General features: G+C 39.2%; 14 protein-coding genes. 7 read left to right on the top strand and 7 right to left on the bottom strand.

Features of this window, described 5'->3' with window-relative positions; genetic code table 11:
- The first annotated feature begins 14 nt into the window (after positions 1-14).
- The gene (locus C9J42_RS06850) at positions 15-983 is read left to right on the top strand and encodes an LD-carboxypeptidase (protein ID WP_107205905.1); all 969 of its coding nucleotides are present in this window, start codon (positions 15-17) and stop codon (positions 981-983) included.
- 61 nt (positions 984-1,044) lie between these two features.
- Here the strand turns inward: C9J42_RS06850 and def are convergent, their stop codons facing one another.
- From def to C9J42_RS06835, 3 genes are all read right to left on the bottom strand, one after another.
- Complete coding sequence (gene def / locus C9J42_RS06845; RefSeq protein WP_005367524.1) at positions 1,045-1,557, bottom strand: peptide deformylase; 513 nt, start codon at positions 1,555-1,557, stop codon at positions 1,045-1,047.
- 187 nt (positions 1,558-1,744) lie between these two features.
- On the bottom strand, positions 1,745-3,622 hold the full coding sequence (locus C9J42_RS06840) for an ATP-binding protein (RefSeq protein ID WP_233220731.1): 1,878 nt from the start codon (positions 3,620-3,622) through the stop codon (positions 1,745-1,747).
- A gap of 152 nt (positions 3,623-3,774) precedes the next feature.
- On the bottom strand, positions 3,775-4,665 hold the full coding sequence (locus C9J42_RS06835) for a sulfurtransferase (protein ID WP_233217601.1): 891 nt from the start codon (positions 4,663-4,665) through the stop codon (positions 3,775-3,777).
- Positions 4,666-5,007: 342 nt separating this feature from the next.
- Between C9J42_RS06835 and C9J42_RS06830 the strand changes: the two genes are divergently transcribed.
- Positions 5,008-5,289, top strand: a complete 282-nt coding sequence (locus C9J42_RS06830; RefSeq protein WP_173425657.1) for a hypothetical protein — start codon at positions 5,008-5,010, stop codon at positions 5,287-5,289.
- Positions 5,290-5,410: 121 nt separating this feature from the next.
- A complete protein-coding gene (locus C9J42_RS06825; RefSeq protein ID WP_107301818.1) occupies positions 5,411-6,778 on the top strand; it encodes a DEAD/DEAH box helicase in 1,368 nt (455 codons plus the stop codon).
- A 103-nt stretch (positions 6,779-6,881) separates the two neighbouring features.
- Here C9J42_RS06825 and fruA read toward each other — a convergent pair whose 3' ends face one another.
- From fruA to fruB, 3 genes are read right to left on the bottom strand one after another with little or no spacing between them, the layout of a single operon-like run.
- Positions 6,882-8,621: a PTS fructose transporter subunit IIBC gene (gene fruA, locus C9J42_RS06820; protein WP_107301817.1), complete on the bottom strand. Its 1,740-nt coding sequence runs from the start codon at positions 8,619-8,621 to the stop codon at positions 6,882-6,884.
- Between the two features lie 40 nt (positions 8,622-8,661).
- Positions 8,662-9,612 carry a 1-phosphofructokinase gene (gene pfkB / locus C9J42_RS06815; RefSeq protein ID WP_107301816.1) on the bottom strand — a complete coding sequence of 317 codons (951 nt, stop codon included), beginning with the start codon at positions 9,610-9,612 and terminating at the stop codon, positions 8,662-8,664.
- A gap of 11 nt (positions 9,613-9,623) precedes the next feature.
- Positions 9,624-10,742: a fused PTS fructose transporter subunit IIA/HPr protein gene (fruB, locus tag C9J42_RS06810; protein ID WP_107205899.1), complete on the bottom strand. Its 1,119-nt coding sequence runs from the start codon at positions 10,740-10,742 to the stop codon at positions 9,624-9,626.
- 306 nt (positions 10,743-11,048) lie between these two features.
- Between fruB and cra the strand changes: the two genes are divergently transcribed.
- From cra to C9J42_RS06795, 3 genes are all read left to right on the top strand, one after another.
- Positions 11,049-12,032 carry a catabolite repressor/activator gene (gene cra / locus C9J42_RS06805; RefSeq protein ID WP_107301815.1) on the top strand — a complete coding sequence of 328 codons (984 nt, stop codon included), beginning with the start codon at positions 11,049-11,051 and terminating at the stop codon, positions 12,030-12,032.
- 140 nt (positions 12,033-12,172) lie between these two features.
- Positions 12,173-13,222: an FUSC family protein gene (locus C9J42_RS06800; RefSeq protein WP_107205897.1), complete on the top strand. Its 1,050-nt coding sequence runs from the start codon at positions 12,173-12,175 to the stop codon at positions 13,220-13,222.
- Between the two features lie 119 nt (positions 13,223-13,341).
- A complete protein-coding gene (locus C9J42_RS06795; protein ID WP_107205896.1) occupies positions 13,342-13,716 on the top strand; it encodes a hypothetical protein in 375 nt (124 codons plus the stop codon).
- Positions 13,717-13,813: 97 nt separating this feature from the next.
- On the opposite strand, the gene C9J42_RS06790 is transcribed toward C9J42_RS06795, so the two are convergent.
- Positions 13,814-14,698, bottom strand: a complete 885-nt coding sequence (locus C9J42_RS06790) for a putative PEP-binding protein (protein ID WP_107205895.1) — start codon at positions 14,696-14,698, stop codon at positions 13,814-13,816.
- Positions 14,699-15,037: 339 nt separating this feature from the next.
- On the opposite strand from C9J42_RS06790, the gene C9J42_RS06785 reads away from it, so the two are divergent.
- Positions 15,038-16,096, top strand: coding sequence for a 3-deoxy-7-phosphoheptulonate synthase (locus tag C9J42_RS06785; RefSeq protein ID WP_107205894.1), 1,059 nt, complete (start codon positions 15,038-15,040; stop codon positions 16,094-16,096).
- The last annotated feature ends 43 nt before the right edge of the window (positions 16,097-16,139 follow it).

The following is a 16,139-nucleotide window of genomic DNA, read 5'->3' as shown; positions in this document are numbered from 1 at the left end:
AAGACAGATCTAATATGAATACAATGAACAATAATGCGTTAGATTCCGATCATATTTGCGCAAAAGATTTGAACCAAATCGCCCTAATTTCATGTTCAACTCAATATGATGAACAAAGCGTCAATAACGTGGTTGATACTTTTATTGCCCATGGTTACATGGTTACCACCAAATATTTAAACCAAGTGATTTCCGACATCGGTTATGTGAATACTGATCAAGAACGAGCAAATAACCTTATTGCCGCTTTACTGGATCCTACGATTGATGTCCTATGGTTCTTCCGTGGTGGTGGTGGCGCGTTAAACCTCTTGCCATTTTTGCACGCTTACAAGACACAGTTGCAGGAAATAAAACCAAAAATGATTGTTGGTTTTAGCGATGTTACAGCTATCCATAGTTTTATTAATAACGAATTAGGCTGGCAATCAGTCCATGCTGTGAACGCCTCAACCAATCAAGCGACCAACGGCGGTAATGAGCAACCTATTCCTGATTTAAAAACCTTAATAAATGACGGGGTGAGCTACAACAACGTATTGCCTCTCAATGATTTAGCTAAGAGCGCATCTGTATCGGGTCAGCTTATCGGTGGTAATCACACATTAGTTTCAGCCACCTTTGGCACACATTACCAACCTGATTTTTCAAATAAAGTCTTACTGCTGGAAGATATTGGTGTTACTTACCGCCAGCTTGATCGCTATCTTCAGCAATTACTGTTCTTAAAAGACTTTGACGTTAATGCGATTGTGTTTGGTCAGTACTACAACATGGATCCTAACGATCAAGACCGTCTAATGTATAAACATGTGCTTGAACAATTTGCTAAACAACTTGGCAAACCCGTGTATTACTTCCCTTTTATCGGTCACGGTAAATATAACCAACCGGTTATTTTTGGTCGTCAAGTTTCGTTACAGCGTCACGAATTAAACGAGCATGGTATGCCATCTGATTACTGTAATTTGACGCAAAATTAAGACATAAAAAAAACGGTGAGAGGCTATCAACCTTTCACCGTTTTTTCTAAGCGAGAATGAATTACTTCGCTTGTGCCTTCAAGAATTTCTTCACTTTCTTCATTGCCATTTGGCGCTTAAGAGGTGATAGATAATCAATGAAAAGAATACCTTTTAGGTGATCAATTTCATGCTGTAATGCAATAGCAAGGAAATCATCACGCTCAAGGTGAATATCATTACCATCACGATCAAGCGCTGTTAATTCGATTTTTTCAAAACGCTCTACATCTGCGTAGTAATCAGGAACAGATAGACAACCTTCTTGACCAACAACAGGATTTTCACCACGAACAATCTTAGGGTTTACGAATACCTGTGGCTCGTTGCGCTCTTCAGATAAGTCGATAACAATGATAGATTCTTTACGGCCAACTTGAGGTGCCGCTAAACCGATACCATTACCCGTTTCGTACATGGTATGAAGCATGTCATCAATCAGCGTTTGAATGTGCTCAGCTTTCACGTCTACAACATCTTCTGCTTGAACGCGTAGCTTTGGATTTGGTTCGGTTAAAATTTCTAAAACTGCCATTTTCTCTCTACTTACTTAATGGTGTTAAATACCTTGCTGGGTCGTAACTTATCAGATAGGCGCTAACTCTCAAAGTGATAATTCATATCGATACTTTATGACTAATAAATTACAGAAAATAGCGTGTAAAAAACAATCGTTTTTTTCAATTAGACTGATAGGCAGTATTAATAGGTAGGATAATTTTTTAAATATTGGCAGCCCAATATTCACCATGTTCATTATCAAATGCACGTAGTAAGCTTTTATAAAGCATGATTTTTTCAATCGGTTTCGATACATAATCATCCATACCGACACTTAAACAACGTTTCTTCTCTTCCTCCATGACGTTTGCTGTTAAGGCTATGATGATAGGTCGAGAGATTGACGGCATCTTTCTAATTAATTCTGTCGCCTCTAATCCCCCCATATTAGGCATTTGACAATCCATTAATATCACATCGGCGGTATTTTCTATCATATACTCAACCGCCTGTACCCCGTCATTAACAATGGTGATGTTTTTCAAACCAAATGCGGTTAAAAATGCCTTAATTAATTGTTGATTAACCATACTGTCTTCAACCACTAAAATCTTACGATCTTCATACATGCTAAGATTAGTGATTAATGCATGATCTTCGCCATTTTCATTTCTCTGAATATCCGATTGTTTTAGTGGAATATCGAACCAAAACTCTGTGCCATTACCAATGGTGCTTTCAACCTGTAATTTTGCTGACATTAATCGACATAAGCTGTTAGATATAGATAAACCAAGCCCTGTTCCACCAAATTGGCGAGAAATAGAGCCATCAGCTTGGGTATAAGAATCAAAGATAAATGCGAGTTTTTCTTCAGCAATGCCAATCCCCGTATCTTTCACTTTAAAGCGCAGCCATTGAATATGTTTATCGTTATATTTTTTTAATTCTTCGCACTGCTGCTCAGGCGGTTCTCGCTTTTCAACCACTAATGTTACAGAGCCTGTATGGGTAAATTTAACCGCATTACCAATAAGATTAATCAGAATTTGTCTTAATCGACCTTCATCTGCAGTATAGCTATCTGCTAACCCCTCACCTATTTCTGTTGATAATTGTATTTTTTTTATCTTGGCTTGATGGATAAATGGAGTCGCACAGCTATGCACAAACGGCTTTAAATTAAATGGCGTCATGTGTAATTCCACATTACCCGACTCTAGTTTAGAGTAATCCAATATTTCATTAATAATAACTAACAATGAATAAGCCGACTCTTTTATATAACCAATCTGCCGTTGTGATTCTTGATCTAAATTTCGCTCTTCTAAGCATTGTACAAAGCCAAGGACTCCATTCATTGGCGTTCTTATTTCATGGCTCATATTCGCCATAAATTCGGCTTTTATTTTTATTGCTTCGCTTAAATCGTTGGCCTGCTCTCGTAATTTTCTATTTAAGCCTTGTAGCTTGCTTTCCGTATTGTAAATACACTCATCAGCTTTTTTTAATTCACTGGCTAATAATGACACCTCCCCTTCTGCATCTTCAACTTCCGCAATATTCACACCACCTGAACCAATTTTAGGAAGTTGACCAATCAAAAACGTTAGTGGTCTTGTCACTTTGCGGTACATGTACACTAAAATAAAGATAATAAAAAACAAGAACGGGAGAATAAAAACAAAAAGCTGTATTAATATCGTCCGAATAATGTCAGCCGAACTGTAATATATAACGTAATTAAAAATATTATCGCCATTAAAAGATACTGGATAAGTAAGGGTATAGTTCCCATCATAAATAGATAAACCAGGGGCTTGTGCTAATGGTGTATAAGTGTTGCCATCATTCTTCTCATAAAAATGAATTAAATCCCCATCTAAATCATACAATGATAAAGAGAGTATTTTTTTATGGGTTTCCAATGAGCGATTTAATTCTATCGACGTTTCTGTATCTTTATAAATAGCGGCATCAATGATTAATGGTGAAAAGGTATTCATCATTACTTTAATGTCTTTGACGACTCGCTGGGTATTGTTGTAATAACTAATATATAGCGCGGTTAACATCACACACAGTAGAACACTGCTCATTACCAGCGCTATTTTACTGAATAAACTCGTTTTATGGTACAAATGATGCACATCAATATCATGTGATATCTTGGCGTTTAATCGCTCATTCTTTCCATTTTTAAGACAATTATCGTCCAATTTATTTTTCATCATTAACCCTTTAGATAATATTACTTCTCTATGGGTAGTCCTTTTGCAGACCAATCTAACCATGAACCATCATAATGAGCGACATTAAATCCAGCTTGTTTAAATAAGAAATAAGATAACGTTGAAGCCGTACCTTTATTACAGTATGTAATCGTTTTCTTGTTATTATCCAATTTACTTAATATGTCAGACAATTCTGATTTAGGTTTTAAGATTTTTTGACCATCTGCATTAGTCGTAAAAAACTCATTCAACTCGATATATTTAGCTTTAGGTATTCGACCATATTTATCAGTCACGGATTTTTTCCCTAAATATTCATCATACGTGCGGCTATCATAAAGCTCATAATTAGGGTTATGGACAGCGACTTTTGCTACTGTCGTACTCGCATAAATATTCGATTTTAAGACAGGAACAAAATCAGACTTAGGTAATCTATTTGCTGTTTGGGACAAAGCATTATGTTGTTGCCATGCATTCAGTCCGCCATTGAGTATGGCGACATTTTTCACGCCATATAGCTCTAATACCCAAAATAAGCGTGACGCATGCATAAGCTCACCTTGATCATAAACAATTATCTTGGTGTCTTTTGTTACCCCTTTTTTACGTAAAAGAGGGGCAATAGTGACCTTATTTTTAACGTAATAAACACCGTCTTTGATAACGTAAGTATCATCCACAGGAAAACTGATTGCGGTAGGTATATGGCCTTTATCATAATCTTCTTTCGCACGGGCATCGAAAATCACAACAGGCTGTTTATCTGCAATCTGCGCTTTTAACCAATCAGGCTCTGCGACCATATCTTGCTGTGCAAAGGCATTACTACTCAATAACGCCCAAGTCATAAACATAAAAGATGCTACGAATTTCGAGAGATCTCGCCTTTGAATCATTCTTGCCATCCTTATCACCCTGCAATACTGAATTTTATCAACACACAATCAAGTGACTTACCTAAAAACAGAGCAATTAACCAGCCAATTTATCAAACAGGCAACTTATTGATTTATCAGGTAATTAAGTCTTATTAATTAAAACTGTTATTCTCAAAATGCATTTTGCAAAGCATATTTGCGCTTTATGGCTAATTTTTTAGACATGATCATTGAATAAAAATAGTGTTTTATATCAATATGATATTTATCTATATCTTCGTTTTATTACCTTTCATAAGTATAGGATGATTACCAATAGATATTTGTTTTATGCTGTTTTAGAATATTATTTTATCGGAAGTCTTTATGATGAATAAGAAGCCCGACCGTAAAACGGCGATGTTGAGTATAATCAGCCAAGTAAAAGAACAATTTCCTCTTTATGATGAAAGTACGTTTGTCTGTGGCCCTGATAACAAATGCGTCGGTTGTCCTAAAAAATTGTTAGAGCTCGTTGATACTGATTTAACCTATTGGGAATCCGCTATTTCACGAGGTGAAACACCGCAATTTGATGAGATCCGTCGATTTGGCAAACTTTGTAATAATGTCCGCCGCGCATTAGTGAGAAACAACATCATTAGTAACTAGTTGCTTTTGTCTTCTCTGCCTGACTACATACAGCTGATTGTTAAGCGTGGTATAATATGTACGTATTTGCGTTAGTTAGTGCGCCGCATTAGCTATTTAATGATTTATTTTGAGATTCTACATGCCATTCTCTAAGCTTGGATTAAACGATTCTATCGTTAAAGCCGTAACCGAAATGGGTTACACCTCTCCTACTCCTATTCAAGAAAAAGCCATTCCTGTTGCACTAACCGGTAAAAACTTGATGGCAGCAGCACAAACAGGTACGGGTAAAACCGCCAGTTTTGTACTGCCTATTCTACAAATGCTAGATGATGGCACCAAAGTTCGCGCAAAACGTATACGTGCGCTCATTCTTGCGCCTACACGTGAATTAGCCGTTCAAGTAGAAGACAATATTAAGCAATACAGTAAGCACTTAAATTTAACGTCAATGGCAATGTACGGTGGTGTTGATTACGAACCACAGAAACGTCGCTTAATTGAAGGTGTTGATATTCTTGTCGCCACTCCCGGTCGTCTATTAGATATGTACACTAAGCGTGCAATCCACTTTGATGCCATTGAAATTCTTGTACTTGATGAAGCTGACCGTATGTTAGATATGGGCTTTATTGAAGACATTAATAAGATTGTTGAGCGTTTACCTGTTGATCGTCAAAACATGCTGTTCTCTGCAACGCTTTCTGATCAAGTACGCTTTCTTGCAAAAACAGCGGTGCGTAATCCCATTGAAATCTCAGTTGCAAAAGATGCTTCTGCTGATCCAAAAATCGATCAATGGCTTGTTACTGTTGATAAAGACATGAAATCAGCACTGCTGAGCCATTTGATCCAAGAACAAAAATGGGATCAAGCATTAATCTTTATCGAAACTAAACATGGTGCAGCAAAACTGGTTACCCAATTAGAAAAGCGTGGCATTTCCGCTGAGTCTTTCCACAGTGGTCGTAGCCAAGCCGTACGTTCTCAATTACTGGAAGATTTTAAAAACGGTAAATTGCAATATCTTATTGCCACTGGCGTCGCTTCGCGTGGTATCGATATTGAGCAACTGACTCGTGTTGTTAACTACGATCTGCCGTTCCCACCAGAAGAATATGTTCACCGTATTGGTCGTACGGGTCGTGCAGGAGCATCGGGTGAAGCGATTTCATTTGTTTCACGCGATAACTTTAAAAATCTATGCATGATTGAAAGCCTACTTGGTCATTTGATCACACGTAAAGAAATCGAAGGTTTTGTACCGAAAAAAGACGTACCGGTTTCGGTTTTAAACTATAAGCCTAAGTTTAAAAAACCAATGACACCTCGTGACGGTGATAGCGAAAATTCTGAGCGTAAACCTCGTCGCGATACACGCTCGAAAAACAATGCGCCACGTGGTGAAAATACAAAATCAACTAAGCCTAAACGTCGTAAACCAATTACTGATCGTGATACGGGCATTCCACGTAACCCACGAAATAAAGCGAAACCTGCTCAGTAAACACAACGTTAAACTTTAAGCAAAAAAATGGCGAGATGGACTGAATATACTTTCTAATAAAGTGTATTCAATACATCCCGCCATTTTTATATCTGTCGTTATATTACGCTTTTGCTGTATCTAGTTCTGTTGCCGAGCTTTGCTCTGGACGCTTTAATATCGCGTAAGAAATACCCGTTACTAATGTACCTGCAATAATTGCAACAAGGTAAAGTAGTGGCGGTGTGATGGCGTTAGGGATCAACAGTACAAACAGACCACCATGTGGAGCCATTAGTTTTGCACCAAATAACATAGACAATGCGCCTGTTAATGCGCCACCTAGCATACAGCATGGAATCACACGCATAGGATCGCGCGCTGCAAATGGAATCGCACCTTCAGAGATAAAGCATAAACCTAATACGAAAGAGGCTTTACCCGCTTCATTTTCACTTGCTGCAAATTTACGTTTTGCAAGGAACGTTGCTAAACCCATGCCCATTGCTGGTACCATACCTGCAGCCATTACCGCAGCCATTGGCGCATAAGTATGTGACGCTAATAAACCCACACCAAAGGTGTAAGCTGCTTTATTCACTGGCCCACCAAGGTCAAAACACATCATACAACCTAAAATCACACCTAAAAGCACAGCATTTGCAGAGCCCATTGTATTTAGGAAGTGGGTTAATCCTTCCATTGCTGCCGATACTGGACCACCAACAATGTAGATCATTACAAGACCGGTAATTAAACTCGCCACCAGCGGAATGATTAAAATAGGTTTTAATGCATCCATTGATTGTGGCAGTTTCACTTTTTCGGCTAAGAATTTTGCACTGTAACCTGCGAGGAAACCTGCAACAATACCGCCTAAGAATCCCGCACCTGTCGCACTTGCTAACATACCGCCAATTAAGCCAGGTGCTAGACCCGGGCGATCTGCAATGGAGAAAGCGATAAAGCCAGCTAATACAGGAACCATCAATGCAAAGGCAGATTCACCACCAATTTTCATTAAGGCCGCCGCTAATGTGCCCTGCTCTTTAAATGCCTCGATACCAAAAACAAACGACAGTGCAATAGACAAACCACCGGCAACAACTAATGGCAACATGTAAGATACACCTGTCATTAAGTGTTTATAAACGCCTGCTTTTTCTTCTTTCTTCTCGCTATTTTCTTTAACGGTATGTGTATAAGGCGTTGCTTGTTCAAACGCTTTCTCTATTTCTTGGGCTGTTTTCTTTAGTGCCAATCCAGTACTGGTTTTATACAGTGCTTTGCCATTAAAACGCGATAAGTCGACATCAATGTCGGCGGCGATAATCACTAAGTCAGCAGCTTCAATTTCATCGGCTGTTAACTGGTTTTTAGCACCAACTGAACCACGTGTTTCAACTTTAATCTCATAACCTTGACGTTTAGCTTCGGTCTCTAGCGCTTCAGCTGCCATAAACGTATGCGCAACACCTGTTGGGCACGCGGTGACTGCGACAATCTTTTTCTTGGTCGATATCGCTTGAGTTGCCACACTTTCAACCGTCAGTTCTGAAGCTAGTTCAACCGCTTTTTGTAGCCACGCGGTTGGGTTTTCCATGCAAGCGGTAACATCTGCACGAAAGACTCGCTTACCAACAAAACGTTGCTCATCAATGGCGAGATTTTCATTAGCGGCAATCACAATACAGTCAGCTTGTTCGATCTGTAGTTGTGTCAGCATATTGGTTGCTTTTAACGATGTATGGCGCTCAATATTGGCTTGCCATTTTAATTCGGCGGCGGCTTTTTCAAGTAAACCGGCAGCAATTAAGCTTGTTGCGATACCGCTTGGACATGCGGTAATAATACTAATATTCATTATTCGACCTCTGCACTTTTCACGTTATATTTTTATGTTGTTATGAAAGCTGAACGTTTTCTTCGATTGCTTTGACTGCGTTTATATCATCAACGCCAACACCCACTTGTGTGACTGCATACGCTGATAGCGCCGTTGCAAAACGTAATGTCTCTGATTTTGTCCAATGCTGTAGATGCCCCCAACACATACCTGCAACTAAGGTATCACCAGCACCAACAGTACTAACTACCGTCATTTTAGGCGGCTCGGCACGTAACCAACCTTCAGAATTGCGCCACATCACTCCTTTCGCACCCAGTGACACCACTACATTTTCAATGCCTTTAGTAGCAAGCTGCTCTGCCACTTCAATGATTTCTTCATCGCTGTGTAATTCGCATTTTGCCCAGTCCGCTAATTCTTCATCATTCGGTTTAACCAGCCATGGTTTTGCGTCTAACCCTTCAGCAAAAGCCGCTTTACTGCTATCAAACAACACTTGCTTACCTTGCTGTTGAAGTTGCTCGATCCATTTCGCACATTGCTGGGTTGAAATTCCACGGGGTAAACTACCTGCGATAACAAAAACGTCATGGCTATTTGCCAGTTCAAATAATGTCGCTTCAAATTTCGCAATGTCAGTGGCATTTACTTCAACACCGGGGAAGTTTATGTCGCTTACTCGCCCATCTTGCTCAACCAATTTAACGTTAATACGTGTTGCGCCTGATACCCTGACAAATTTATCAATAACACCGATCTGTTCAAATAACTGACAAAAACCGTCTTGATTTTCACGGCCTAATAATCCCGTTACCGTTACTTCCGCACCTAATTCCGCGAGTACTTTTGCAACATTAACGCCTTTACCTGCTGGATGAAGTGAACCTGAATCCACCACATTTACCGTACCGGCAGTAAGAGATGATAGGTGCCCAGTTAGATCCAAGGCAGGATTTAACGTCACGGCGACAACTTTAAGTGACGGTTTAATTTCTGTTTCGCTCATTATTTTCACCCTTAAAGTTTCTCGCCTAAACCATCGGCAATAGCTTGTCCGATCGCCGTTAGTGCTTGTTCAGCATCACTACCACTGGCTGTAAATTTCAATTCGTTACCACATTTAACACCAAGCCCAATCACTTTCATTAAGCTCTTTGCATTAACCGCTTTGCTGCCGCCAGAAACATTAACGACTTGTATATCTGCATCAAACTTCTTGGTGGTATTAACTAGCATTGCCCCCGGACGAGCATGTAAGCCATGCGGGTTTTTAATCGTAAATATTGCGCTATTGCCTTCTAATTGAGTTTGAGAAAGCACTGCACACATTTGCTCTGGGCTTGATGACAAAAACGCATCAACCGTTTGGCTATAAATCAGCTGAGTGAGTCGTTCAATATTGGCAATATAGCTACTGTTTTTCGCCGCAATAACAATTACCCCTTTAACTGGATGATTGTGCTCTTCAAAGATTACTGATGGTGTCACAATAGCAATCGCTGTTCGCTCAACCTCTTGATTGCAACTTATTAACCACAATCCCTGACCTAAGTAACTCGGCTCTTTTGCGACAACATCCGCCACCATTTGCTTGCTCGCAAAGCCTTGATGCTTTATTAAACCGGCAGCAACCGCACTTAGCTGTAATAAATCAGTTGCTGGAAAATCTTTTAAAACAAGTTGAGCATTGCATTCTGCTTCCGATTGCTCTGAACCCATTAAAATCGTAATAACTTCATCTGCTGAATCACAACGCTTTAATTTCTCATCGATACCATCTGCTGACAGCACTTTGGTTAATTGCTTTAAAATCTCAAGGTGCTCATCGGATTTAGCAGCGATCCCAATGGCTAAATAAACAGTTTGCCCCTCGCCCCAGTCTACGCCTTGAGGAAAATGATGAACCTTTACACCTGTTTTATTAACAAGATTTCGCGTCTCTGTTGTACCGTGTGGGATCGCTATACCATTACCAAGATAGGTTGAGTTTTGGGCTTCACGCGCCAACATACCATTGACGTATCCCGTTTTAACTAAGCCTTCTGACTCTAACTCTGATGCCAGTACTTTGATTGCATCTTGTTTATTGTTTGCTGATTTACGCAAAGCAATATCGTGTTTTGATAATGACAACATCTCTAACTCCGATAGTATCGAATCTTATTCATATAGGCTGAATCGTTTCAGCAAATGGGCAAATTAAAAGTTTCAGTCGAATTATGGGAACATTTTATACCTATAGATTCTGCTGAAACCTTTCAGCTTGAATACTGAATCGTTTCAGCTTAAATTACAATTGATCAACGCATAGCGATTATTAGATCTATGATGAGACGCACAAATTGGCCTTAAATCTATATCTAGTGTTATGAAATAAGGATAGGAATTGCTATTTATAGCAAAACGCGCTGCGCAAACAGCTTTAAATGGAAGTATCAACTGATGACATTGAATGAAATTGCCAAGCTTGCTGGTGTATCAAGAACCACAGCTAGCTATATTATTAACGGTAAAGCTGAGCAATATCGAATCAGTAACAAGACACAACAAAAAGTCCTCGCTGTGGTTAATGCGCACAATTATCGCCCCAATCACGCGGCGTCTTCCCTTCGTGCAGGAAGTAGTCAATCGCTAGGTTTGATCATCCCCGATCTCGACAATACGAGCTATGCAAAGATTGCTAAGTTACTAGAATTGAATGCTAGAACTGCAGGTTATCAAGTTATTATCTCGTGTAGTGATGATGATCCTGTCACTGAAGTAGACGTCGCAAATCTATTATTAAGTCGTAAATTAGACGCACTTATTGTTGCGAGTGCCCTTCCTGCTGATAATGAGTTTTACAAAAAAGTACAGGCAAAAGGTACCCCAGTTATCGCCATTGATCGCGCGTTAGATGACGAATACTTTGCATCCGTTATCAGTGAAGATCTTGATGGTGCCTATGCATTAACGAACGCATTGTTAGATCAATCTATTTCATCGATCGGCTTAATTGGCGCCGTTGCGGAACTGGGTGTTTCTATTGAGCGAGAGCAAGGTTTTCAAGCTGCAATCAATAATCACCCTAAAACAATGAATGTTAGCCTTGCCTATGGTGAGCAATTTAGCCAACACCATGGTGCACTAATTGCTCAACAATGGATTGATGAAAACTGTTTTCCTGAAGCTATCCTTGCCACTTCTTATACCTTGTTTGAGGGTATTCTAGATTGTTTGTTAAAGTATCCCGATGTAATGGCAAAAACATACTTGGCAACCTTTGGTGATAATCGATTACTTGATTTTTTACCCAATAAAATCCAATCACTCCCACAGCAATTCGATTTAATTGCTGATCATGCGCTACAACTCGCCCTCTCTGCAGTTCAAGGTCATTATCAGCAAGGCGTTGAAGTCGTACCAAGAAAAGTGATCCGCCGATAAATAAATATCCATTACAAAATAACAGCATAATTTTTAGTAACCCGTTAGATACTCGATACCTACAACACATAAATAGGTGGATAGACTATGATTTTAATCGCATAATCACAGCAAGTAATTACCTAACTTTATGGCACGCTATGTATCTTCGTTTTAAAAATTTGCTGTTAACGCACGCACAATTTTCTCATGCCCTTCGTGTCACTATGGCTATCGCATTTAGCTTGGTCTTTTATCACTTTATTCCAGTACCTCATTCAATGTGGGGACCAGTCACAGTCGCAGTGGTGTTAATGCAGCCTTATGCAGGCGTGATCAAACAAAAAGGCTTTCAACGTGTAGGTGGGACATTACTCGGCGCCATTTTAGGTTTAGTTACTGTCTTTTTTCCACAAAACCTCGTTGCATTTATTCCTATTTGGATACTAACCTGGTGTTTTTTACTGTCGCTTAAGTCACATGGTAAAAATACATATATCTTTTTCTTAGCCGTAATGACGCTGATCATCGTGGCATATCAAGGTAACAGTGCCCAAGAAGTCTCTGTTGCATTATGGCGAGTCACTAATATCATTATTGGTAGTTTGATCGCGATGTCTTTTTCAATGCTCTTCCCTATTCGCGCTAAATATTCATGGGATATGCTATTTAATCAAAACATGCATGATTTACGTCAGCTTTATCAAGCACATGCATCAGCCCATATACCAAGTATTAAGATCCTAGCGCGGATCAAAAACCAAGTGAATGAACGCCAAATAAAAATGATTAGTTTGCTGGCGAATGTACAAAAGGAAAACCCAAAGTCAACAGGACACTATAAAGCGATTGTAACGATTCAAAGTTCAATGATTAGCTTAATTGAACAACTCATCGAAACCCATTGGAGCTCAGATATCGGTCGCCGTAAGTTATTAGAGCAAACAGGATTGAAAAACTATCAGCAGCAAATAGTGTTGATTTTAAATCAATTAGCCGATGATAAAGATCTTAATATTGAACTGCCGGACATTCATCAACTAAAACAGATGGCATTACAAATATCACAACCAAAAGACTCGATTTTATTGGGCCCTTATGGTTATCTATGGCTAACACGTCAATTGGTTTATCGTTTAGATGAGTTAATTGTGCAATTGAAATTAATTAAGAATACAAAACCTTATCATGATGATACGAATGGTGAATAATCGGTTTTGATAACAATTTTGACACTTGCATTATGTCTAAAAGAAAGAAATGCCAAACGGTAAACAACAACGTAAACTGACTCAATAATATATTTACAGCTATGTCGGGAGAATCAGCAATGACTCATAAAACGAAAACAATGGAAGTACCTGTAGCCATCGCCGATCGAGTACAGGCTTTAATTGATGCTTTTGAAGCCAAACAAAAGTTTAATGCTAAGCAGAAAGAAATAGTAAACAACTTCCTTGCTATGGATGGTTTGAGTTGTGAAATGGCCGTTTATAGCCTACCTCAAGCAGAATTAATGGATACATTACGCTTTGCTTATGAGCTCTCAGGTACGAACAGTAAATTTGTCACCAGTATTTTGACGCTAACCCGTGAAAACCCGAAAAAAGTTTTATCTGACGCTCAACGCGCTTCAGCAAAAAGCTTGTTATTTAACCTAATCAACGATCCTTCTGTTGTTTCTGCTATGCAAGAAATGGATTAATTCAGCCTATTCTCTTTATAAAATACAAAATATAACGGCATGGTTAAAATTAACCATGCCGTTTTTAATTCTATAGCACTAACTATTTAGCATTAGCTCAACATATAACGTGAGTGACACCTTGCTCTTGTAACCATGAACTAAAACGTGGTGAGTCTTCAATAAAACGACTGTATACCAAGCACGGCTTATTCGAGTTTCCAACCGAGGTTAATAACATTTTCACTAACAAAAGTAGCGCGTCGTTTTGTGCATCCGACATGTAGTTTAACGATGTATTCTCAATATCTTGACCAAGAGTAAATTGCGCTAATTGTTCAACATCAACAATAAAACCATCAAAATACTGCAAGAATGTTTCTGCTAATAATGCATTAGAAGGGACACTACACATCATAAAGACTTTTAAATCATCAGCACCGCGACATAATCCTTGCTCAGCCAATAAATCAATCACTGTTGCCGCTTCACTGAACGTACGAACAAACGGTACAACAAGTTCGATATTTTTCGCATCAAGGCGTGCGCGTTTAATCGCTTCACATTCTAGCTCAAACTCTTTTCGGTAATCGGCATGACCTAGTCGAGATGCACCACGTAATCCCATTGCTGGGTTAATTTCGTCTGGCTCTACTTCCGCACCTAATAAATGGCTACGAGAATATGAGTTATCACTGGTTAAACATACTTTTAACGGCGCATCACCTTGTGTGGCTGCCGCTGCAATTAATAACTGGCTAAGTTTGGTTACAAATAACTCAGCGACAGGCGTTTGATTATCGGCTTCTAGCGCATCAAAAATAGCCGCTGTCGTTTCAGTAGAAAGTGATTCAGGCTTTGTAACAGCACAAGGGTGAACACCAATATCATGAGCAATAAGATCATCGAGTGAGACAATCCCCACCTCACCACTTTCAAGTCCAGTTAACTGCACTGATGACGTCAACATTGCAGTTAACGTTAATTCATTTTCAGTTGTCATAAAACACCAATACTTCCTTGTTAATAAGACGAGTATTTAAATAAATCGTCATCTAAACCCTGTGTATTCAAAAATACATTAAACACCATTACTGTATATCGACCTTACTTTGTGTTGAATTATGAGGCAAGAACTAAAGCTAATTACTGATAACTTATTCATATCAATCAAACTTTAAAGTTAGATCATTTCTTGATTACAAAATCATCATTAGTTTTCAATCGTAGTCATAGGATGGTTAGAAAGCTAAGTGATATCACAAGTTTGGTTTATTAAAATCGATTTTTGGGATATCTTAGCGGTGTTATTACAGAGATCCCCAAGGTAGGCAAACATATTATGCCAATGAAAACAGATGAACTTCGCACCGTGAGTTTAGGCTTGATGCCAACTCCTGCTGAAATTGAAGCAACATCACCAATGACTGATGAAATTGCGGCGCATGTAGACCACTCTCGCAAACAGATTGAAGCAATTTTAACGGGTCAAGATTCCCGTTTACTGGTGATTGTTGGTCCATGTTCTATACATGATACCGATGCCGCAGTTGATTATGCGAAACGCCTTGTTGCTGTACAAGAAACATATAAAGACCAATTGTTTATCGTAATGCGTACCTATTTCGAAAAGCCACGCACTGTTGTTGGCTGGAAGGGTTTAGTTACTGATCCACATTTAGATGGCAGTTTAGATTTAGCAACTGGTTTAAAAAAAGCACGCAAACTATTAATTGATATTAACTCGCTAGGCTTACCTACTGCGACTGAATTCCTCGATATGATCACTGGTCAATACCTTGCTGATCTTATCAGTTGGGGAGCCATTGGTGCGCGTACTACCGAATCTCAGATCCACCGTGAAATGGCGTCAGCACTGTCGTGTCCAGTTGGCTTTAAAAACGGCACTGACGGTAATACCAAAATTGCGATTGATGCTATTCGCGCCACACGTGAATCTCACCTTTTCTGCTCACCAGCAAAAAATGGACAAATGACAATTTACCGTACTTCCGGTAATCCTTACGGTCATATTATTTTACGTGGCGGTAAAATGCCAAACTACCACGCTGAAGACATCGCAACAGCATGTGAGGCATTAGCCGAGTTTGAATTACCACAGCGATTAATTGTCGATTTTAGTCATGGTAATTGCCAAAAACAGCATAAACGTCAATTAGATGTTGCTGCTGAAATTTGTGAACAATTGAAAAATGGTAGCCATTCAATTGCGGGCATCATGGCAGAAAGCTTTATTGAAGAAGGGAATCAAGCGGTTATTGAAAACAAACTTGATGAACTTGTTTACGGTAAATCTATTACTGACCCTTGTATTCATTGGAAAGACACGCTTAAGATGCTCGATATGCTAGCGGATGCTGTTAAAACAGCACAACGCTAAAATATCAATAAAAACAATTTGATGATATATAATACCGAGATAG

The organism is Photobacterium sp. GB-56, from assembly GCF_003026105.1.
In the GTDB taxonomy this organism is placed as follows: Bacteria; Pseudomonadota; Gammaproteobacteria; order Enterobacterales; family Vibrionaceae; genus Photobacterium.
Note: the sequence above shows the minus strand (reverse complement) of the source record. Positions and strands in the feature narration are given on the sequence as shown.